Consider the following 18693-nt stretch of genomic DNA (forward strand, 5'->3'; position numbering starts at 1 on the left):
GAGCCGACAGCCGCGAACCGTACGAGGAGGGAATGCCATGGCCGAGGGCATCCAGACGGTCATCTATCCCGTGAAAGATCTGGCGAAGGCGAAGGCGCTGTTCAGGGCCTTGCTGGAGGTCGAGCCCGCCGTGGACGAGCCGAACTACGTCGGTTTCCATGTTGCCGGGCAGGACATCGGGCTCGACCCCCACGGCCATGGTCGAGGGATGACCGGGCCCGTGGCCTACTGGCATGTGAACGACATCGAGGACACCGTGCAAACACTGCTCATTGCCGGGGCGGAAGAGGTCGAAGGCGTACGGGACGTGGGTGGCGGCAAGCTCATCGCCACCCTGAAGGACGCCGACGGCAACCGGATCGGGCTGCTCCAACCCGTGCCGCCCGGTCAGGGTGCAGCAGCGAACAAGTAACCCCGGAACCGGACCGTCCGTCGGGGGTGATCACCTACGGTGAGGGCCGTCGCGGTCGCGGGGCGTATCGGGCTCGGTCGGTAGCAGCCGGACCGGACTCCGTCGCCCGCTGTCGACGGTCCACCATCGACAGTCGGACACGCTGCCCCTCGCGGTGATGGACGGTGTGACCGCGAGGGGGCCGCCGTACCGTGTGCGCGAGCACTTACCGTGAGCAACTGTCCTCAGGAAGGGCCCTCAGACAGAGCACTCAGATACAGGGCGCTCAGACAGGGCACTCAGACAGGGCACTCAGACAACGCTGTCAGGCAATGCCCTCATAGCAGCGGTTGTCGCGCATCGTCGTTGTGCACGGCCGTCCGGCGCCCCTTCCCGTGGTGGCGTTCCCGAGGTCCATCACCCGGTGATGGGGGTATGCCCGGCGTATCCCGGCGCCGGGTGGAGGGGCTTCTGACGCCGGGTGCTACTTGGCGTCCGCGTAGCACTTCACCACCGCGGTGGTGAAGGGAAACCTCACGGGCGTGTGGCCGAACGCCGTCCGACCCGCCAGCTCTCCGGCCTCCTGAATCGCCGCCACCACGCGCTCGGCCTCCTCCTGTGGGCAGTGCACGACCACTTCGTCGTGCTGGAAGAAGACCAACTCGGCGCACATTCCCGCGGTGGCCCGCCGAAGGGCCGCGAGCATCAGCAGCGCCCAGTCCGCCGCACTGCCCTGCACCACGAAGTTTCGGGTGAAGCGGCCCCGAGCCCGGGCGTTCGTGGAGGCGTACCCGGGGGTGAAATCGCCCGCAGCCCCGGACGAGCCGGGCATCGACATCGAATCCCCCGAGGGCGACGGGTCCTCCTGGGGGAGACCGGCCTCCCCGTCGTCATCGGAACCCACGGCGCGCGGGCTGGTCCGCCCGAGCCAGGTTCGTACGAGCCGGCCTTCCTCACCGGCCCTGGCCGCCTCGTCCACATAGGCCACGGCGGCGGGGAACCTCCGTCGCAGGGCCGCCAGATTCTTGAGGCCGTCCCCCGAGGTCTGGCCGTAGATCGCCCCGAGGAGCGCCAACTTCGCATGTTCCCGATCGCCCGAGAAGGCGCGGTCGGACAGCAGTGCGTAGAGATCGCCCTTGTGGCCCGCTATCTCCATCAGCCCCGCATCACGAGAGATCGCGGCCAGCACACGCGGCTCCATCTGGTCGGCGTCCGCGACCACGAGCCGCCAGCCCTCGTCCGCCACCACCGCCCGTCTGATCACCTTCGGGATCTGCAGTGCGCCTCCGCCGTTGGTCGTCCAACGACCCGAGACCGTGCCGCCCGGCAGATATCCGGGCCTGAAGCGCCCGTCCCGCACCCAGTCCTGAAGCCAGCTCCACCCATGGGCGACCCAGATCCGGTACAGCTTCTTGTACTCGATCAACGGGCGGACCGCTGGATGGTCGATCTCCTCCAGTTCCCACCGCCGGGTGGAGCGCACCTTCACTCCCGCCTGAGAGAACGCCTTCACCACGTCCGCCGGGAGATCCGGTCGCACCCGTCGGCCGAAGGCCCGCGATACCTCGTCTGCCAGCACGGCGAGGCGGCGGGGCTCTCCACCTCCCGCATACCGCTCGCCCAGCAGGTCGTGCAGGACCTGGCGGTGCACGTCCGCGCGCCAGGGCAGCCCTGCGCGGTTCATCTCGGCGGCCACCAGCATGCCGGCCGACTCCGCGGCCGTCAGCAGTCGCATCCGCCCCGGATGCTCGGCCGCGTCATGCCGGCGCAACTGGTCCCCGTACACCTCCAGCAGCGATTCCAGAGGCACCGTCACGGGCTGCGGTTCGAACAGGGAGGACTGCGAGCCGGGCTCGGCTGTGCGCTGCGGCGGGTCGGCCGGGACCGGACCGTTGTGCAGCCGGGCGAGGGCGGCGGCGGCTGAACGTGGTTCACCCAGCCGTCCTTCATGGCCGAGCAGAAGTTGTTCCGCGCCCTCGATGTCGTAGCACCGCTCCACGCGGACTCCGGCCGACAGTAGACGGGGGTAGATCTCCGCCGTCGATCGCCAGACCCATCGATCGACCTCCGGCCGTGATCGCACCGCCGTGATCAGATCGGGCTCGTCGACGACGGGCCCCGCGGGCAGCCCATCGGGGCGGAGGGGGACCAGCCGTGCTCCGTCCCCCTCCGTCGCCAGTGCCCAGCGTCCGTCCATGGGTCTGAGTCTGGCAGCAGGGTCTGACAGAGCAGGGGTGCGCCGCGTGGCCGCGGGTGGCTCGGATCGAGGTCGGGCGAGCCGGACACCCGAGTGCTCGCCTTCCCCTCCTGTACGGGGGCTCCCGGACCATCCGGTGCGCTCATGGCTCGGTGGAGGGTCCCGATCCGGGTCAGTCGAGGTTCCGCATCACTCGGGCTGGGTTGCCCACCGCGAGCACTCCGGCGGGTAGGTCCTTGGTCACCACCGAGCCCGCGCCCACGACCGTGTTCTCCCCGATCGAGACTCCGGGACAGACGATCACCCCGCCGCCCAGCCAGACGTTGTCTTCGATGGTGATCGGCTCGCCCTTCTCCCAGCCCTCCTTGCGGCGGGCTGCGTTCAACTCATGTGTCGGGGTCAGAAGCTGTACGTTCGGGCCCATTTGCACATGGGATCCGATGGCGATGGGTGCGGCATCGAGGAACACGGCGTTGAAATTCACGAAGACGTGGTCCCCGATGGAGATATGGCTGCCGTAGTCGCATTGGAACGGCGGTCGGATCAATACCCCTTCGCCCATCGAGCCGAGCAGCTCGGACAGGATCGCCGTCCGTTCGTCGGGCTTCGCTCCGCCTGCTCCGTTGTAGGCCGCACACAGCTCGAAGCGGCGCTGATTGTCCGCGATCAACTCGGCGTCCTGGGGCAGATACCAGTCACCTGCGAGCATCCGTTGCTTGTTCTCTCCCATGCGTGAGCCTCCTGACTCCGAAAGCAAAAACGTTTGGGGTGCCAGATTTACTGCATGGAGTGTCCATTCTGGTCCCCGATGGGTCATGCGGATCTCTAGGATTGACCATGTCTGTCTGATGCAACCAGGGGTGGGGGATCATGGCGCGCGCCATGCGCAGAACCGTACGCGGTGCTGGTATCGGTGTTGTTGCGGTAGGGCTGTTGGCCGGCTGTTCGGCCGGGACGGAACCGAAACCCGATCGGCCGGTCGGCAATGCGCAGAAGGAATCGGCGACGAGCAGTCCAACCGCGAAGGCCGTCGTGGCAGGGGGGAAGGTCGGGATCAAGGGTTCGCCCTGTGAACTGCCCGTCTCCTTTGACCACGCCGCCGATTGGACCGCCGAGGCGGTGAAAGAGGACACCCAGTTCGGGCTGACCTCCATGGGTCCGGTCACGCTCAAGTGCGAGATCGACGCCAAACCGGCTGGAATCGTGGGCTTTCTGCGGATCTGGGTCGGCGGGAAGGCGGGAGACGATCCGAACGCGGTGTTGAAGGAGTTCGTCGCGGAGAACGCCAAGGATCGCAAGAGTGAGGTGTTCACGAAGGGGATGGCAGGGGAGTTCAAGGTGGCGGAGGTGAGTTACCTGAACGTCAATGAGTTCCTGGACACCCCCAGGAAGGAACGGGCCTTCGCGTTCTCCACACCCAAGGGTGTAGTTGTGTTCGATTTGGGGGGAATGGACTCGTCGGAACACGACGCGATGCTGCCCGCCTATGAACTGGCGAGGAAAACGCTCACCTCCAACTGAAATCCGACAGCGAGGGGCCTGTGCCCCTCGCTGTCTTCCGTTCCCGCATCAGGTCGGGAATGCGGGCAGCGGCCCTTCGGCCCCCGCTCTCACGACTCGCGAACGGTCCGAACGGCCTCTTCCGTGATCCCGCCCTCGGTATCGGTGCAGCCGACCCTGTGGCCGTGGACCGCATGGCACGGACGTTTCCCTTGACGCACGGGTGCCGCTCTTGAAGGCGTACGTCCTTTCTCCTGCGTGGTCCGATCGCGTCACGCGAAAAGATATCCACAGGCTGTGGACGAATTGGGTGGTTCGACAGCACAGCCGTCTACCGTGGCTTGTGTGGGAGGGCACCCCCCGCCTCCGCTGGAGCCGGACCGCAGGGCATGGACCGGCTTCCACCTGCGATGATCGTGGACAAAGGAGGTGAAGGCCGTGACTGTGCTGGGCGACGCGCTGGCCACTGCGCTGTACGGGGAGGACGACGCCTCCTTGGATCGGGCTGCCTCCCTGCTGGCAGCCGATCCTGGTACGGACGCCTTCCTTGAGCGACGTGGCGCGGAGTTCGTCCGTCAGGCATGGGAGCGCGGCTGGCAGCCCGCGGACCTTCTGCGACTCGTCCGACGTGAACTGACCGAGCCGCACATCCGGCTGCTCGGCGCCCTCGTCCTCGCCGAGACCGGAAGCTATGCCGCCCTTCCTCCGCGCTGGGCGGCGCAGCTGGCGGAGCTGGACGGGGCGGGGTGGCGGGCGGACCGTTTCTCGCGGGCCACAGCCGTGTTGGAGCTCTATCGAGTCCTGGTCCGCCTCCCGTCGATCGAACCGGTGGGCCCGGTGCCCGGGGAGCCGTTCGTCGCACCCTCGGGATACGAACCCCGCATGCTGAACCGCATACGTGCGCTCCTGGCCAAGGCGGAAGCGACGACGTACCCCGATGAAGCGGAGGCGCTCACCGCCAAGGCGCAGGAGCTGATGTCCCGTCACAGTGTCGACGATGCGTCCCTGGCCCCGAAGTCCACGGTGCCGTCCGCCTGTCGCATCGGAGTGGATCCGCCCTATGAGACGGCGAAGGCCATCCTGCTCGATGCGGCGGCCTCGGCGAACCGCTGTCGCGCGGTGTGGAACAGCACCTTCGAGTTCTCCACCGTGGTCGGGTTCGAGGGGGACCTGGAATCGGTCGAGTTGCTGTACACCTCGCTGCTCGTCCAGGGCACGGCCGCGATGGCGCGCGCCGAAGGAGCGCAGCGAGCGGGTGGACGCAAGCGTACGAAGACGTTCCGTCAGTCCTTCCTCATGGCGTACGCGGCACGGCTGGGGGAGCGCCTCGCCGCAGTCGCACAGGGGGTGTCCGCGCCACAAGACCTGCTCCCTGTCCTGGCCACCCGCGAAGTCGCCGTGACGGCTCGTACCGACGAACTGTTTCCGCGTACGACGACGACCCGCGTACGCGGTGTCACCGATGAGGCGGGCTGGCTGCACGGCCGGGCCGCGGCGGATGAGGCCCGTGTGTCACCCGAGCGACGGAAGCTGCCGCACGGTTAGTACCGGCATTCCGTGCGCGGGAATCGGTTGATAAGTGTCCAAAGTGGCTAATCTCACCCCATGACCTGGCTTCGAGCCCTCAAGGACACCACCCGCTCCGGGCTCACGCTCGAACGGCACCGGCTCGAACCTCTCGTCGCCTTGCGCGGGGCCGTCGGACTGGCCCTGGTTGTGGGGACCGCCCTCGCCCTCTTCGGTCCAGTCGTCGCCGTCAGCTCGGCGTTCGGTGCGTTCCAGGCCGCGATCGCCACGCTTCAGCGCAGCTGGCGCCCTCGTCCCGTACTCGCCCTGATCTCCGGGGGCACGCTCGCCGTCTCCACCTTCATCGGCTATCTGGTCGGCTTTCAACTCCCCCTGTTCGTCGCGCTCCTCTTTCTCTGGACCTTCGCCGCCGGTCTCGCATGGGCGATCGGCCCCACGACCGGAATCATCGCCGCATCCAATGTCGCGATCATGCTGGTCACCGTCACGCTCCCCACCTCGGTGGCGACGGCCGCCGGCCATGCGGCCATGATCGCGGTGGGAGGGCTGGTCCAGGCCGCGCTGATCGTCCTGTTCCCCGTACGGCGCTGGGGCGCCCAGCGCGACGCGCTCGCCGACGCGCTCGCGGCCGAAGCCGACTACGCGCGGCGGCTGCGTCACGACCCCACCGCGTCCTTCGACCCCGGTCCGCTGATGGTCGCCCGCAGCGCCGCCGCCGTCACGCCTCGCGAAGCCCGCCGCAGACCAGCGGAACTGCGCGGCACCCGGGCCGTCGCCGAGCGGATCAGACCCGTACTTGCCTCGCTCGCCGATCCCGCCGTCGGTGCATCGCCCGAGGGCCCGGAACGCGAGCGGGTCCGGGACGTGTTGGCCGCAGCCGCAGCCCTCCTCGACGCGGCGGCCCGAGCCGTCCGCTACGGCGTACCCGTCCGCATGCCGGCGGGGGCGATGGCCGCGCTCAAAACCCCGGACACCGTCACCGTCCTGAGCGGTCCGCCGCGGCGAGCGGCGCTGCGGCTCGTCGCCCTGCTCGACGACGTGGTGGAGGAAGCCGAAGGGGACGGCACCGAGGAAGGGCCCATTCGCGACCGGCCGTCCCTACTGAGCCTGCTCCCCGGAGCCTTGCGTTCCGTGCGGGGCGAACTGCGTTGGAGCTCGCCCGTGCTGCGGCACGCCATCCGGGTCTCGGTGGTGGTGTGTGCCGGATACGTCCTCGGTGCGGCGCTCTCCCTCGGACACGGCTACTGGGCGCCGATGACCTCGGTCATGGTGATGCGGCCCGACTTCTCACAGACGTACTCCCGTTCCGTGGCCCGCTTCGGCGGCACCCTCGTCGGGGTCGGTCTGGCCACGGCCGTCGAGCAGGTCGCCCACCCTGGGGTGGCGATCTCCTGCGCACTCGCCATCCTGTGCGCCTTCGGCATGTACCTCGTCATGCGAACCGGATACGTCGCCTCCAACATCTGCACGTCCGCCTATGTGGTCTTCCTCCTGGGCATGGCGGGCGAGGAAGCGGGACAGACCGTCCCCGAACGCGTGCTGCTGACCCTGCTCGGCGGCCTGCTCGCGATGCTGGCGTACGCCCTCTACCCCGCGTGGGAGACCCCCCGGCTCCGCAATCGGCTCGCGGACTGGCTGATGGCGGACTGCCGCTATGCAGCGGCTGTCGTCGACCACTACGCCAACCCCGCGGACCGCCCCGGTGAGGATCTGCGGCAGTCGCTGCTCGATGCCCGTGATGCCCGGATCGCCTGGCAGGAGGCACTGGCCCGGGCGATCCATGAACCGGTGCGCGCCAGGGGGCTCACCCGGGCGGCTGCCGAGTCCGCGGATCACGCGTTGGGACAGTTCGGCCGGGGGGCGATGCTGATGGAGGCCCATCTGCCCGAGCACGGCGCGGTGCCCGTTCCGCCCGCTGCGGAGCTCGCCGATGCGCTGCGCAGGGACGGCGAGCGGGCGTCGCGGGCGGTCAAGGAGCGTCGCAGCTTGAACTGGGACCGGGTCCAGCAGGCGCTGGCCGCTTGGGATGACGATCACCCCGTGTTGGGGAGCGGAACGGTCCTCCTCACCGAGGCGCTGAAGGAGTTGACCACAGCGCTCGACGAAGGAGTTCGAAGGTGAGGGCCTCAAGAGAAGGACAGAAGATGGCGCTAGCCAGTCGGCAGGGCTTGTTCTGCCGCCCTCAGAAGGGTGTCCTTCGGGCCGGCGGCCCAGGAGATCACCAGTGTGGCGCCGTCGCCGGACTCGATCCTGCCGATGGTCCGCTTGGTGTTCCCGTCGACGCACTTCAAAGTCAAGGTCAACGGCGAGGTTGGCAACGGCGAGGTTGGCAACGGCGAGGTTGGCGACGACGCGGTTGGCAACGGGGATGCTGACGCCGACGTACGGTGATCGGCCACTTCGCCCGTGCATGCCCGACCTTCGGTGACGAGGGCGGCCTTTCGGCCCGTGATGGCCAGGTCCACCTTCTTGCCCCCGGTCGTGCCCGTCCAGGCACCCTCCACGCGTGCGATGTCGGGATCGTCGGCGCCCTGCTGCTCGCCCTCCAGTTCCGTGCCGCCCGTGGTGTTCGAGTCCGCTGAAGTCCAGGGTGTGGGCTGTTTGCCGCGCTGAGGGCCGGTGTTGTCACCTCGGTCGTCACCGCTGCAGCCGGTGGTGAGGAGAAGGGCTGCCGAGGCCAGGACCGATGCCGCTGCGGAAGAACGTCTGCGCACGTCACCGCCCCTCTGGGATATCTTCGCTGACCGCGCCAAGCTATCAGGGGCTCTCTTGAGCTCGATCCGGAAAGTGCATCCGGAGGGCCGTCCGGAAGGTGCGCCGGCGAGGGCAGCGAGAGAGCATGGCCGTGCACCTGCACGCCCGTCGGCGCCCCTGCCCGGAGGGGTGGTCGCCACGGTCCGTACTCCCGTATCGGGCCGGGCGGTGCACATTGCCTTCTCGATCGGTGCACGGTGCGTTGGGGTGTTCCGAGTACGCTGCACACTCAAGGCCCGAACGCGAAAGCCGTCCAGCGTCGGGACCTGCCCCTCGGTCCATCGGGCCGGCGGAGAACCACGAAGCCAAAGATCACACTCGGACGGTGAACTCCAACGTCCCCTCATCCGTAATGGGTTGGGGCTGTAACCGAAGCAATACCCCGCGTGCACGTGCATCTGCGCGTGCCAACGCTTATGCATTCGCACGTGAAACACAGCTATGATCCGGGACAGTTGACACATGCACCTTGTACCCCGGGAGCGACTCGTGCACCACGCGTACAACGGCATGGCGGCCACAGAGCTCCATGGGGTCGTCTGGCAGAAGAGCCGACACAGCAACTCCCAAGGATCATGCGTGGAGTTCGCCAGACTGCCCGGTGGGGGCGTCGCCATGCGCAACTCCCGCCATCCCGACGGCCCCGCGCTCGTCTATACGCCTGCCGAGATAGAGGCGATGTTGTTGGGCGTCAAGGACGGGGAGTTCGACCATCTGATCGCGGGGAGCTGATCCCGCATCGCCCAGGGTCCACCAACCCTCCTTGCGCACAGGGGAGTTGGAGGGCCTTACGGTGGGGCCGCCCATGACTCCCGCGGCGCCGCAGAACGGAATCCCGGTCGGGCACACCGGCGTGTGGTCGCAGGTGGCGTCGCCACCTGCGGTCGCCGCCGGTGCACCCGCCGCCGAGTGGACCGGTGCACCCGCCGTCGGACGAGGATGTTGTGGGGGAGTCGTGAGCCATGGGGCGGTTCCGGGAGCCCGCCGCGCGCCGCTGCCATGGACCGCGCTCCGGTCGGCGCTGATACGCGCCGTCATCTGACAACGCGCGCCGCCGGTCGCCGCTGCTGAAGCCACGGTCGAGCACTGCTGAGGATGCATCAGATCCGATCGAGTGCCCGCGGATGGAGAGAAGCGGGCCCGCCCCCCGAAAGCCGGGCCCGCTCCCCGGCTTGTCGGCCCGGTCCTGTACCGGCTCAGTGCAGCTGGAACAGGGCCCACACGACTTTGCCGTGCAGGGCCCCCGCGAGCGGATGCCACCCCCAGCTGTCGCTGAAGGAGTCCACCAGGAACAGGCCCCGGCCGGATTCGGCCGTGCCGCGGGGGTCTGGGAACGGCACATCGTCGTCGAACGGCGTGCCGGGGGTCTCGGGGCTCGGGTCGCGCACCGCGCACACCAGACGTCCGGGCCAGCGCAGCAAGTGCAGTCGTACCGGCGGGTGTTGGGCGTCGTCGGCCGCATCTTCGGGCAGTGCGTGCCGGAGGGCGTTGGTGACCAGTTCGGAGACGACGAGGGACACATCGTCGAAGCGCTCGCTCAGTTCCCACTGTTGGAGTGTCGACTTGGTGAAGTGCCGTGCTCCGCGGACCGCTTCATAGCGGGCGGACAGCGAACACGAGGCCGAGCTTGAGACCCGTGAGGGACCCGTCGGTGGAAGGCCCTGCCTTAACGGCTTGAGCATGGTCGATCCATTCGTTCCCATGCGAGGCACTCCCTGGGGCAATCGCGGCTGTGGCGCTATAACACGAACGAGCACGCAGGTGCGGTGTAGACCATCGTTCCGAATGCGATGGGCAGATGCAAGGGCAGATGCACGTGCACGTGCCCGACCTGTCCCTTGCATGGTGATTCTTGGCTATATCTTTCCCGTGACTCTTTCATGGTCTTCCCAAGTGCTTCCTATTTCCGTAACTGAATGAGTACGCCCCGAAGTGTTTTGGTGGCAGAATCCCGCACTTGGGGTCTCGGGGGTGACCCACTCTGTAGGTAGGTACGCAGCGGACCGAACGAGACAAAAGGCGAAGGATGGGGAGGGTGGGAGTCGTGACCGCAGGCGAGTCGTGGGCCGCAGGGCCAGGGGGCGGTTCCGTGGTGCGGCGCATCCTGTTGGGTTCCCAGCTGAGGAGACTGCGCGAGTCGCGCGGTATCACCCGTGAGGCAGCCGGCTACTCGATCCGCGCATCGGAATCAAAGATCAGCCGTATGGAGTTGGGCCGGGTGAGCTTCAAGGCGCGGGACATCGAGGATCTGTTGACCCTCTACGGGGTCGCCGACGACGTGGAGCGCGAGTCCCTGCTCGGCCTCGCAAAAGAGGCCAATGTTGCCGGCTGGTGGCACAGCTACGGCGATGTGCTCCCTGGCTGGTTCCAGACCTATGTAGGACTGGAGGCCGCCGCCTCACATATCCGGCTCTACGAGGTGCAGTTCGTCCATGGACTGCTCCAGACCGAGGCGTACGCCCATGCCGTCGTCACCCGCGGTCAGCCGGGTGCCCGTCAGGCGGACGTCGATCGACGCGTCGCACTGCGCCTTGAGCGTCAGAAGCTGCTCGTCTCGGAGCGCCCGCCCGAGGTCCATGCGGTGCTCGACGAGGCTGCTCTGCGCAGGCCCTATGGGGATCGCGCAGTGATGCAGGGGCAGTTGAAGCATCTGATCGAGATCTCGGAGCAGCCGAACGTCACTCTTCAAGTGATGCCCTTCAGCTTCGGTGGTCATGCGGGCGAGAGCGGTTCCTTTGCCATGCTTCGATTCCCCGAATCGGATCTGTCCGACATCGTCTATCTGGAGCAGTTGACCAGTGCGCTCTATCTGGACAAGCGCGAAGAAGTCGCCCAGTACGAACGGGTGATGAAGAGACTGCAAGAGGACAGTCCGGACCCGGCCGAGAGTCGCGATGTCCTCCGTGGTCTACTCCAACTCACATAAAGCGCAAGTATAGTGACGTGTCATCAGGCACGTTTATGTGAGGTTCCGACGACGGGTGAGGAATCGAGTCCTATGTCCCTGTTCACCGATCTGGCCTACCAGTACATCGATGGCGAGTGGAGGCCCGGTAGCGGCTCCTGGGACATCATCGATTTCAACCCCTACGACGGGGAGAAGCTCGCATCCATTACCGTGGCCACGGCCGCGGAGGTGGACCAGGCGTACCGTGCTGCCGAGCGTGCGCAGGTGGCATGGGGTGAGACCAGCCCCTACAGTCGGCGGACCGTCTTCGAGAATGCGCTGCGCATCATCGAGGACCGGGAACAGGAGATCACCGAGGCGATCATCGCCGAACTCGGTGGTACGCACCTCAAGGCCGGCTTTGAACTGCATCTCGCCAAGGAGTTCCTGCGCGAGGCCATCCAGTTGGCCCTACGGCCCGAAGGCCGGATCCTCCCCTCCCCGGTGGACGGCAAGGAGAACCGCGTCTACCGACTGCCCGTCGGGGTCGTCGGAGTGATCAGCCCCTTCAATTTCCCCTTCCTCCTGTCGATCAAATCGGTCGCGCCCTCACTGGCGCTGGGCAATGCCGTGGTCCTCAAACCGCATCAGAACACGCCGATCTGCGGCGGTTCCCTGGTGGGCAAGGTTTTCGAGGACGCGGGTCTGCCGCCAGGACTGCTCAATGTCGTGATCACCGACATAGCCGAAATCGGCGATGCATTGATCGAACACCCGGTGCCCAAGGCGATCTCCTTCACGGGGTCGGACAGGGTCGGCCAACACGTCGCCGTGGTCTGTGCGGCGAATTTCAAACGCGCCATCCTGGAACTTGGCGGAAACAGTGCATTGATCGTCCTCGATGACGCGGATATCGACTATGCAGTGGATGCGGCTGTCTTCAGTCGATTCGTGCATCAGGGCCAGGTCTGCATGGCGGCCAATCGGGTGCTGGTGGACCGCTCGGTGGAGAAGGAGTTCACCGAGAAGTTCGTGGCCAAGGTGCGGACGCTCAAGGTGGGCGACCCTTCGGATCCCGCGACCCACATCGGTCCGCTGATCAATCCCCGACAGGCCGATGCGGTCACATCCCTGGTGGCCCAGACCGTGGCGGCGGGTGCCATCGCTCTGCTGCAGGGCACTGCTGAAGGCAATCTGGTGGGGCCGTCGGTGCTGACCGGCATCGCCACCGATTCTCCCGTCCTCGGACAGGAGATCTTTGGACCGGTGGCGCTGATCGTGCCGTTCGACGGGGAGGACGAGGCGGTCCGGATCGCCAATGACACCCCGTACGGGCTCAGCGGCGCGGTGCACACTGCCAACATCGAGCGGGGTGTCCGGGTCGCCAAGCGCATCCACACCGGCATGATCCACATCAATGACAGCACCGTGCACGACGAGCCGATCGTCCCCTTCGGCGGTGAGAAGCACTCGGGCAGCGGGCGGCTGAACGGCGAGTCGATGATCGAGGCGTTCACGACCCAGAAGTGGATCTCGGTGCAGCACGGTCGCTCGCAGTTCCCGTTCTGACCGCACCGGCTCTCGTCTCCACCAGGGCCGTTCTGCGATGACGCGCTCTGAAGGCATTGAGGACCGAACCTGTCCTCAATGCCTTCTAGTGTTTGCGGTGTCATCAGGAAGGCATCGGCCTCTCCTGGAGAATCAGGTTCCCCGTCGGGGGCCGGAAGGGCGGACCCATGGTCACTCACGTACCCGCGGAGACTCCGGGCGACGAGCGCGGAGCACTGCTGCTCTTCGTCGAGGCACAGCGAGGGGCGATTCGGCGGTCGGTCATGGGGCTGACCGAGGAACAGGCGGCCAGCCGTCCCAGTGCCAGCGAGTTGTCGCTGTCCGGCCTGCTCAAGCATGTGGCCGAGGCTGAACTGAACTGGTTGAGGCTGGCCCAGCAGCGACCCAACGAGAAACAGCACACGAAGGAGACCTGGGCGGACAGCTTCCGTCTGGTCGACGACGAGACGATTCCGGGCGCGCTCGCCTTCTGGGATGCGGTCGCGCGGGAGACCGAGGAGTTCATCCGGTCCGTACCCAGCCTGGACGACACCTTCCCGCTGCCCGAAGCCCCCTGGTTCCCCAAGGACGGTCGGGTCTCGATGCGTTGGTTGATGATCCACCTCGTGGAGGAGATCGCGCGCCACGCAGGCCATGCGGACATCATCCGGGAGTCCCTGGACGGCGCATCGGCCTTCGACCTGGTGGCCCTGGAGCGGCAGTCAGCCGCAGGATAGGGGCCTTCGGGCCCTGGCTCGGACGAGTCCGGACAGGGCCCCGCCCGCCTATCGGTCCGCTGCCCCCGGCGCGTCGTGCAGTACCGCCAGCCGGTCCAGATCGTCCCGTACCGCCGTGCGCTCCTTCGGCGTCAGCGGGACGGAGGCCGCGCGTTCCAACAGCCGCTGTGCGAGCGGAGCATCACCGAGCCGATGGGCGATGTCGCCGCGCAGCACCAGCAGCCTCAGCAGTTGGGGCGCGGTGGGCTGTTCGTCCGTCAGCCCGAGCACGCGATCGATGATCTTCGCTGCTCCCGGTAGGTCCTGTTTGGAGTCGGCGAAGAGATCGGCCGTGTGCAGGGCCCGACCGAAGGTGTCCTTGGGCGCGGGGCGATGGTGTCCGTCCGTGCCGGTGCTCTGCCCGATGCGGAGGGTGTTGCCGGTGGGGTCGGTGATCAGGAACTGGCGCATCCCGTAGGACATGTCCTTGAGCGGTCCGATGCGAGGAAGGCCGCGGGTGGGGACCTTGCCGAGGTCGGCTCTGAGGCCGTCGCGGAAGGACGTGTGGAGCCCGTCCACATCATCGGTGAGGATGTAGCAACCGGAGTGGGACGCGGTGGGGTCATACCCCTTCATCCCGTAGAACTGGAGCTCGATCGAGCCGCGCTCGACCACGGCGTACGCATACGGGCTCTGTTGACGGAAAGTCGTCTCGAATCCCAGGGCGGTGTAGAAATCGACCACCGCCTGGATCAGGTCTGAGCGGCACGGGAGGAGCGGGATGGCCTTCTCGGTCATGCTTGCAGCGTAGTCAAATTTGAATACACTAGTCAAAGTTGTAGAGAAGGGTTTCGGTCGATGTCAGCGATCCGTCTGCTGGTCCTCGGAGCCGTGCGCCAGCACGGACGGGCGCATGGCTACCAGGTCCGCAACGACCTGGAGTTCTGGGGCGCGCACGAGTGGTCCAACGCCAAGCCCGGCTCCATTTACCACGCGCTCAAGCAGATGGCGAAGCAGGATCTGTTGCGCGCCCACGAGGTGGCCCCCTCCACGGTCGGCGGCCCGCCGCGCACGGAGTACGAACTCACCGAGCAGGGATCGAAGGAGTTCTTCCGGCTGCTCCGGGAGTCCCTGACCGCCTATGACCAGCGGCTCGACGTGCTGTCGGCCGCGGTGGGCTTCATCGTGTACCTCCCCCGCGCCGAGGCGGTGGAGCTCCTGGAGGAACGCATCCGGGGGATCGAGGACTGGCGGTCCTCCGTCACTGAGTACTACACCCCCGAAGCCGGCCCCGAGTCGCTCGGCCACATCGGGGAGATCATGAGCCTCTGGGTGGCGTCCGCCGACTTCGGAGCCGAGTGGACGCGCGGTCTGATCGAGCGCATCGAGCGCGGCGCGTACACCTTCGAAGGGGAGGGCGATCCGTTCCGCGGGGTCCTCGCCGAGGGTGAGGAGAACCCCTATGCGACGGGCGAGGTCCATGCCGAGGACGCGCGGTAGCGCCTCTGGTTGCCGGACCCTGCCATGTGTTGACGGGTGCGCCCGCGCTCAGTGGTGGAAGGCGGTGGCCTTCGCGATGTCCGTACCCAACGGACCCGGCTGCTTGCGCAACTCCGGCAGCAACCGGTCCAGGTCCTCGGCCAGCAGATCCGCGAGATCAGCGGAGAACCCGTTGCGGCACACCACACGCAGTACGGACAGGTCCTCCCGGTTCTTCGGGAAGGTGTACGCGGGAACCAGCCAGCCCTGTTCGCGCAGCCGCCGGGACACGTCGAAGACATCGAAGGTCTTCACTCCGGGGGCCGTGGTCACGGCGAAGACCGGGAGTTCGTCGCCCCGGGTGAGCAGCCGGAACTCATCGATCGATGCGAACCGGTCCGAGAGCTTGCAGGCCACGTCCCGCGATGCCTGCTGCACCGCGCGATAGCCCTCCCAACCCAGTCTCAGGAAGGTGTAGTACTGCGCCACGACCTGGGCGCCGGGGCGGGAGAAGTTCAGGGCGAAGGTGGGCATGTCGCCGCCGAGGTAGTTCACCCGGAAGACCAGTTCCTCGGGCAGTTCGTGCTGGGAACGCCACAGCGCCCAGCCGACACCCGGGTACACCAGGCCGTACTTGTGCCCAGATGTGTTGATCGATGAGACCCGGGGCAATCGGAAGTCCCAGATCAGGTCCTCGTCGAGGAACGGCGCGACCATCGCGCCCGAGGCGCCGTCGACATGGACGGGGACATCCAGTCCGGTCCGCTCCTGGAGCGCGTCCAGCGCGGCGCAGATCTCCTGGACCGGCTCGTAGGACCCGTCGAAGGTCGAGCCGAGCACGGCGACCACACCGATGGTGTTCTCGTCGCAGAGGTCGGCCGCTGCCTGCGGGTCGAGATGGAAGCGGTCGCCCTCCATCGGCACCAACCGGGGCTCGACCTCCCAGAAGTTGCAGAACTTGTCCCAGCACACCTGGACGTTGATGCCCATGACCAGATTGGGGCGGGCGGCCCCCGGGTACCGGTCGGCGTTGCGTGCCGACCAACGCCGTTTGAGCGCCATCCCCGCGAGCATCGCCGCCTCACTGGAGCCGGTGGTGGAACAGCCGACCGACGCGGCGGGATCCGGTGCGTTCCAGAGGTCCGCGAGCATCGCGACGCAACGCCGCTCCAACTCCGCCGTCCGCGGGTACTCATCCTTGTCGATCATGTTCTTGTCCCGGCACTCACCCATCAGCACCCCGGCCTGCGGCTCCATCCAGGTGGTGACGAAGGTGGCGAGGTTGAGCCGGGCGTTCCCGTCGAGCATGAGTTCGTCGTGGACGATCCGATAGGCGGTCATCGGCGGCATGGGCCCGTCCGGCAGCCGGTGGGTGGGCGGTGCGGACGTCATTCCGCTGACGGGGTCGGCCTCACCGAAGAAGGGGTTGAGCATGCGACTGCGCGGTTCCCCGTCGGAAGTCGACCCGCTGCCCCGTGTGCTGTCGGCGCCCCTGTGGAGTGACATCAGCCTCGCCGCCTTCCGGTCGCCGCGTCGCGGTGTTCCCTCCGGTCAGGCTCGTACGGTGAAACCGGGCCCGCAACGCGGGACGGCCACCCGGGGCCGTCCCGGGCGGCTATCTCTGCCTCAGTCAGCAGTGACCTTCGCGATGAACGCGTTGAGGTTGTCCAGGCTCCGGACGGACTTCTCGGCGAGGGTCAGGCTCTCCTCGTACCGGGTCATACGGAGCTTCGGCTGCCGCTTGCCCCGGATGTAGAGCGAGCAGGCCAGATCGGCACAGACGTAGAGCCCGACCGTGTTGCCGTCGCGCCCCCGGGCCCCGCTGAGGGGCGCCACCAGCAGGTTCACCCCCGATGAGGCATGGCCGGTGAGACAGATGCCGCAGAGGCTGGTCTTGACCGCGCTGGTCCGACTGGCCGCGGGTACGCGCAGGGCGATGCCCAGTGGGCCGTCGGCGCGCGAGACGACGATGTACGCGCGCAGCGGCGCAGCCGGGTCGATCCACCCCAGGAAGTCCAGGTCCTGCCAGGCGAGCTCATGGAAGTCAGCGGGGAGCTTGAGCCGGCCCGCCTCTCCCTTGGAGCAGTTCACCAGGGACGTACGAATCTGTTTTTCGGTCAACGGGTCCACTGGGGGACCGTACCCAAGCCCGTTGGTGGATGACATCGGGTTTTTGCTGCCCTGCCGCGCGCCCGCCGCAGTGGCCGCGCTCGTGCACAGGGCAGCGACCGGCCACACGCGTCGGTGGAGCGATGGGCGGTGGCCGAGCCGGTCAGCCGCGGGGTGCGATCACCGCCGCCGTGCCGTACGCGCAGACCTCCGTGCCGACGTCTGCCGCCTCCGTCACATCGAAGCGGAACATCAGCACTGCGTTGGCTCCCCGCACCCTGGCCTGCTCGATGAGTCGGTCCATCGCCTGGTTGCGGGTCTCCACCAGCGTCTTGGTCAGCCCCTTCAGCTCGCCGCCGATCATGGACTTGAGGCCCGCCCCGATCTGGCTCCCCAGATGGCGGGAGCGGACCGTGAGCCCGAAGACCTCACCGATGATCTGCCGCACCTCGTACCCGGGCACATCGTTGGTGGTGACCACCAGTACGTCCGGGTGGGGTCCTTGTCCACCGCCGAAGTCGTCGATGCCCATGCCATCCGCCTTCCTTGGCGGGGGATCTCCCGTGCTGAGGGATTCCCCCATCGACCAACCGTCCCTCCGGCCCCAAGGGAGTTCGTTGGACTTTGAATGCTTTTTGGGGCTTTACCGAGGAACCTCTGTCGTACAGCTTTGTACCGGTGCTGGCACAGTGCATCCTGAGGGGGCCGTTGGAACGCCTAGCAGGGCCGATGCGTTGATAGCGTGGGTCGGCGGCTGTCTTCGCCGATCCCCCGATCACCGATCTATGGCAGATCTCTGACTCATTGGAGCCAGGACCTCGTGACTACCCTCGCGCTCGGACCGAGCTGGCTGGACCCGGACTACCTGATCAACACCTTCGGCCTCGTCGGCGTCCTGGTCATCGTCTTCGCCGAGTCAGGTCTGCTCATCGGGTTCTTCCTGCCGGGTGACTCGCTGCTGTTCACCACCGGCCTGCTGGTGACGACGGGCACGCTCGACACTCTGCCCCTGTGGGCCATCTGTTCCCTGATCGTCCTGGCGGCGGTCATAGGGGACCAGGTCGGCTACCTCTTCGGGCGCAAGGTCGGCCCCGCCCTCTTCAAGCGCCCCGACTCCCGCCTCTTCAAGCAGGAGAACGTGGAGAAGGCCCACGAGTTCTTCGAGAAGTACGGCCCGAAGTCGCTCGTCCTCGCGCGCTTCGTCCCCATCGTGCGGACGTTCACCCCGATCATCGCCGGTGTCAGCCGGATGAACTACCGCTCGTTCATCACGTACAACATCGTCGGCGGTGTGCTGTGGGGCGCGGGCGTGACCCTGTTGGGCGCCATGCTCGGCAAGATCGACTTCGTGCACCAGCACATCGAGAAGATCCTCATCCTGATCGTGCTGCTCTCGGTGCTTCCGATCGTGATCGAGGTGCTGCGCGCCCGCTCCCAGGGCAAGAAGGCCGCGGCTGCCGCTGCCGTCACCCCTGACGAGGGCGGTCAGGGCCCGGTGCAGCGCGGTCGGCACGCCAAGCGCTGAGCGCTCCTGCCCCTCGTTGACTTTCCGCTGCGGTCCCCGCGTACGAGTCGTACGCGGGGA

18 protein-coding genes are annotated in these 18693 nt (G+C 67.2%); 10 read left to right on the forward strand and 8 right to left on the reverse strand.

All coding sequences use genetic code 11. From position 1 onward, the window contains the following. Nucleotides 1-37 precede the first annotated feature (37 nt). Nucleotides 38-412, forward strand: a complete 375-nt coding sequence (locus OID54_RS21370; protein ID WP_329021725.1) for a VOC family protein — start codon at nt 38-40, stop codon at nt 410-412. A 463-nt stretch (nt 413-875) separates the two neighbouring features. Here the strand turns inward: OID54_RS21370 and OID54_RS21375 are convergent, their stop codons facing one another. Together OID54_RS21375 and OID54_RS21380 are read right to left on the reverse strand one after the other, a co-directional pair. Next, the gene (locus OID54_RS21375; RefSeq protein ID WP_329021727.1) at nt 876-2588 is read right to left on the reverse strand and encodes a bifunctional 3'-5' exonuclease/DNA polymerase; all 1713 of its coding nucleotides are present in this window, start codon (nt 2586-2588) and stop codon (nt 876-878) included. Between the two features lie 172 nt (nt 2589-2760). Continuing rightward, nucleotides 2761-3318, reverse strand: a complete 558-nt coding sequence (locus OID54_RS21380; RefSeq protein WP_329021729.1) for a sugar O-acetyltransferase — start codon at nt 3316-3318, stop codon at nt 2761-2763. A 140-nt stretch (nt 3319-3458) separates the two neighbouring features. Between OID54_RS21380 and OID54_RS21385 the strand changes: the two genes are divergently transcribed. The 3 genes from OID54_RS21385 (at nt 3459) to OID54_RS21395 (ending at nt 7736) form a co-directional block, all read left to right on the forward strand. Then, entirely contained in the window at nt 3459-4109 is a 651-nt protein-coding gene (locus OID54_RS21385) for a lipoprotein (RefSeq protein WP_329021732.1), read from the forward strand. A 408-nt stretch (nt 4110-4517) separates the two neighbouring features. Further along, nucleotides 4518-5633 carry a DUF2786 domain-containing protein gene (locus tag OID54_RS21390; protein WP_443055655.1) on the forward strand — a complete coding sequence of 372 codons (1116 nt, stop codon included), beginning with the start codon at nt 4518-4520 and terminating at the stop codon, nt 5631-5633. Between the two features lie 60 nt (nt 5634-5693). After that, nucleotides 5694-7736: an FUSC family protein gene (locus OID54_RS21395; RefSeq protein ID WP_329021736.1), complete on the forward strand. Its 2043-nt coding sequence runs from the start codon at nt 5694-5696 to the stop codon at nt 7734-7736. A gap of 29 nt (nt 7737-7765) precedes the next feature. Here the strand turns inward: OID54_RS21395 and OID54_RS21400 are convergent, their stop codons facing one another. Beyond that, entirely contained in the window at nt 7766-8329 is a 564-nt protein-coding gene (locus OID54_RS21400) for a hypothetical protein (RefSeq protein ID WP_329021738.1), read from the reverse strand. Nucleotides 8330-8858: 529 nt separating this feature from the next. Here OID54_RS21400 and OID54_RS21405 point away from each other — a divergent pair. Then, nucleotides 8859-9101, forward strand: coding sequence for a DUF397 domain-containing protein (locus OID54_RS21405; RefSeq protein WP_329027681.1), 243 nt, complete (start codon nt 8859-8861; stop codon nt 9099-9101). Nucleotides 9102-9565: 464 nt separating this feature from the next. Here OID54_RS21405 and OID54_RS21410 read toward each other — a convergent pair whose 3' ends face one another. Next, nucleotides 9566-10072 carry an ATP-binding protein gene (locus OID54_RS21410; protein ID WP_329021740.1) on the reverse strand — a complete coding sequence of 169 codons (507 nt, stop codon included), beginning with the start codon at nt 10070-10072 and terminating at the stop codon, nt 9566-9568. A 323-nt stretch (nt 10073-10395) separates the two neighbouring features. On the opposite strand from OID54_RS21410, the gene OID54_RS21415 reads away from it, so the two are divergent. From OID54_RS21415 to OID54_RS21425, 3 genes are all read left to right on the forward strand, one after another. Then, nucleotides 10396-11295, forward strand: coding sequence for a helix-turn-helix domain-containing protein (locus tag OID54_RS21415; protein ID WP_383532498.1), 900 nt, complete (start codon nt 10396-10398; stop codon nt 11293-11295). A gap of 72 nt (nt 11296-11367) precedes the next feature. Next, on the forward strand, nt 11368-12825 hold the full coding sequence (locus tag OID54_RS21420) for an aldehyde dehydrogenase family protein (protein WP_329021744.1): 1458 nt from the start codon (nt 11368-11370) through the stop codon (nt 12823-12825). Nucleotides 12826-12992: 167 nt separating this feature from the next. Continuing rightward, complete coding sequence (locus tag OID54_RS21425; RefSeq protein WP_329021746.1) at nt 12993-13541, forward strand: DinB family protein; 549 nt, start codon at nt 12993-12995, stop codon at nt 13539-13541. Nucleotides 13542-13589: 48 nt separating this feature from the next. On the opposite strand, the gene OID54_RS21430 is transcribed toward OID54_RS21425, so the two are convergent. Next, nucleotides 13590-14318, reverse strand: coding sequence for a bleomycin resistance protein (locus OID54_RS21430; protein WP_329021749.1), 729 nt, complete (start codon nt 14316-14318; stop codon nt 13590-13592). A 60-nt stretch (nt 14319-14378) separates the two neighbouring features. Here OID54_RS21430 and OID54_RS21435 point away from each other — a divergent pair, with 60 nt between their 5' ends. Then, nucleotides 14379-15020 carry a PadR family transcriptional regulator gene (locus OID54_RS21435; RefSeq protein WP_329021751.1) on the forward strand — a complete coding sequence of 214 codons (642 nt, stop codon included), beginning with the start codon at nt 14379-14381 and terminating at the stop codon, nt 15018-15020. A gap of 48 nt (nt 15021-15068) precedes the next feature. Here OID54_RS21435 and OID54_RS21440 read toward each other — a convergent pair whose 3' ends face one another. The 3 genes from OID54_RS21440 to OID54_RS21450 all read right to left on the reverse strand — a co-directional run bounded on the left by OID54_RS21440 (nt 15069) and on the right by OID54_RS21450 (nt 17640). Further along, nucleotides 15069-16505, reverse strand: a complete 1437-nt coding sequence (locus OID54_RS21440) for a glutamate decarboxylase (protein ID WP_329021753.1) — start codon at nt 16503-16505, stop codon at nt 15069-15071. 120 nt (nt 16506-16625) lie between these two features. After that, nucleotides 16626-17129, reverse strand: coding sequence for an FBP domain-containing protein (locus OID54_RS21445; RefSeq protein WP_329021754.1), 504 nt, complete (start codon nt 17127-17129; stop codon nt 16626-16628). Between the two features lie 142 nt (nt 17130-17271). Next, nucleotides 17272-17640, reverse strand: a complete 369-nt coding sequence (locus OID54_RS21450) for a YbjQ family protein (RefSeq protein WP_329021756.1) — start codon at nt 17638-17640, stop codon at nt 17272-17274. 288 nt (nt 17641-17928) lie between these two features. On the opposite strand from OID54_RS21450, the gene OID54_RS21455 reads away from it, so the two are divergent. Continuing rightward, on the forward strand, nt 17929-18633 hold the full coding sequence (locus OID54_RS21455) for a DedA family protein (protein ID WP_329021758.1): 705 nt from the start codon (nt 17929-17931) through the stop codon (nt 18631-18633). Nucleotides 18634-18693: the final 60 nt, after the last annotated feature.

Origin of the sequence: Streptomyces sp. NBC_00690 (assembly GCF_036226685.1) — a bacterium.
In the GTDB taxonomy this organism is placed as follows: Bacteria; Actinomycetota; Actinomycetes; order Streptomycetales; family Streptomycetaceae; genus Streptomyces.

Excerpts from the sequence above, each read along its gene's own strand:
- OID54_RS21435 (WP_329021751.1), top strand. The coding sequence starts at position 14,379 with ATGTCAGCGATCCGTCTGCTGGTCCTCGGAGCCGTGCGCCAGCACGGA.
- OID54_RS21385 (WP_329021732.1), top strand. The coding sequence starts at position 3,459 with ATGGCGCGCGCCATGCGCAGAACCGTACGCGGTGCTGGTATCGGTGTT.
- OID54_RS21420 (WP_329021744.1), top strand. The coding sequence starts at position 11,368 with ATGTCCCTGTTCACCGATCTGGCCTACCAGTACATCGATGGCGAGTGG.
- OID54_RS21395 (WP_329021736.1), top strand. The coding sequence starts at position 5,694 with ATGACCTGGCTTCGAGCCCTCAAGGACACCACCCGCTCCGGGCTCACG.
- OID54_RS21375 (WP_329021727.1), bottom strand. The coding sequence starts at position 2,588 with ATGGACGGACGCTGGGCACTGGCGACGGAGGGGGACGGAGCACGGCTG.
- OID54_RS21415 (WP_383532498.1), top strand. The coding sequence starts at position 10,396 with ATGGGGAGGGTGGGAGTCGTGACCGCAGGCGAGTCGTGGGCCGCAGGG.
- OID54_RS21380 (WP_329021729.1), bottom strand. The coding sequence starts at position 3,318 with ATGGGAGAGAACAAGCAACGGATGCTCGCAGGTGACTGGTATCTGCCC.
- OID54_RS21425 (WP_329021746.1), top strand. The coding sequence starts at position 12,993 with ATGGTCACTCACGTACCCGCGGAGACTCCGGGCGACGAGCGCGGAGCA.
- OID54_RS21370 (WP_329021725.1), top strand. The coding sequence starts at position 38 with ATGGCCGAGGGCATCCAGACGGTCATCTATCCCGTGAAAGATCTGGCG.
- OID54_RS21410 (WP_329021740.1), bottom strand. The coding sequence starts at position 10,072 with ATGGGAACGAATGGATCGACCATGCTCAAGCCGTTAAGGCAGGGCCTT.
- OID54_RS21430 (WP_329021749.1), bottom strand. The coding sequence starts at position 14,318 with ATGACCGAGAAGGCCATCCCGCTCCTCCCGTGCCGCTCAGACCTGATC.
- OID54_RS21450 (WP_329021756.1), bottom strand. The coding sequence starts at position 17,640 with ATGGGCATCGACGACTTCGGCGGTGGACAAGGACCCCACCCGGACGTA.
- OID54_RS21440 (WP_329021753.1), bottom strand. The coding sequence starts at position 16,505 with ATGTCACTCCACAGGGGCGCCGACAGCACACGGGGCAGCGGGTCGACT.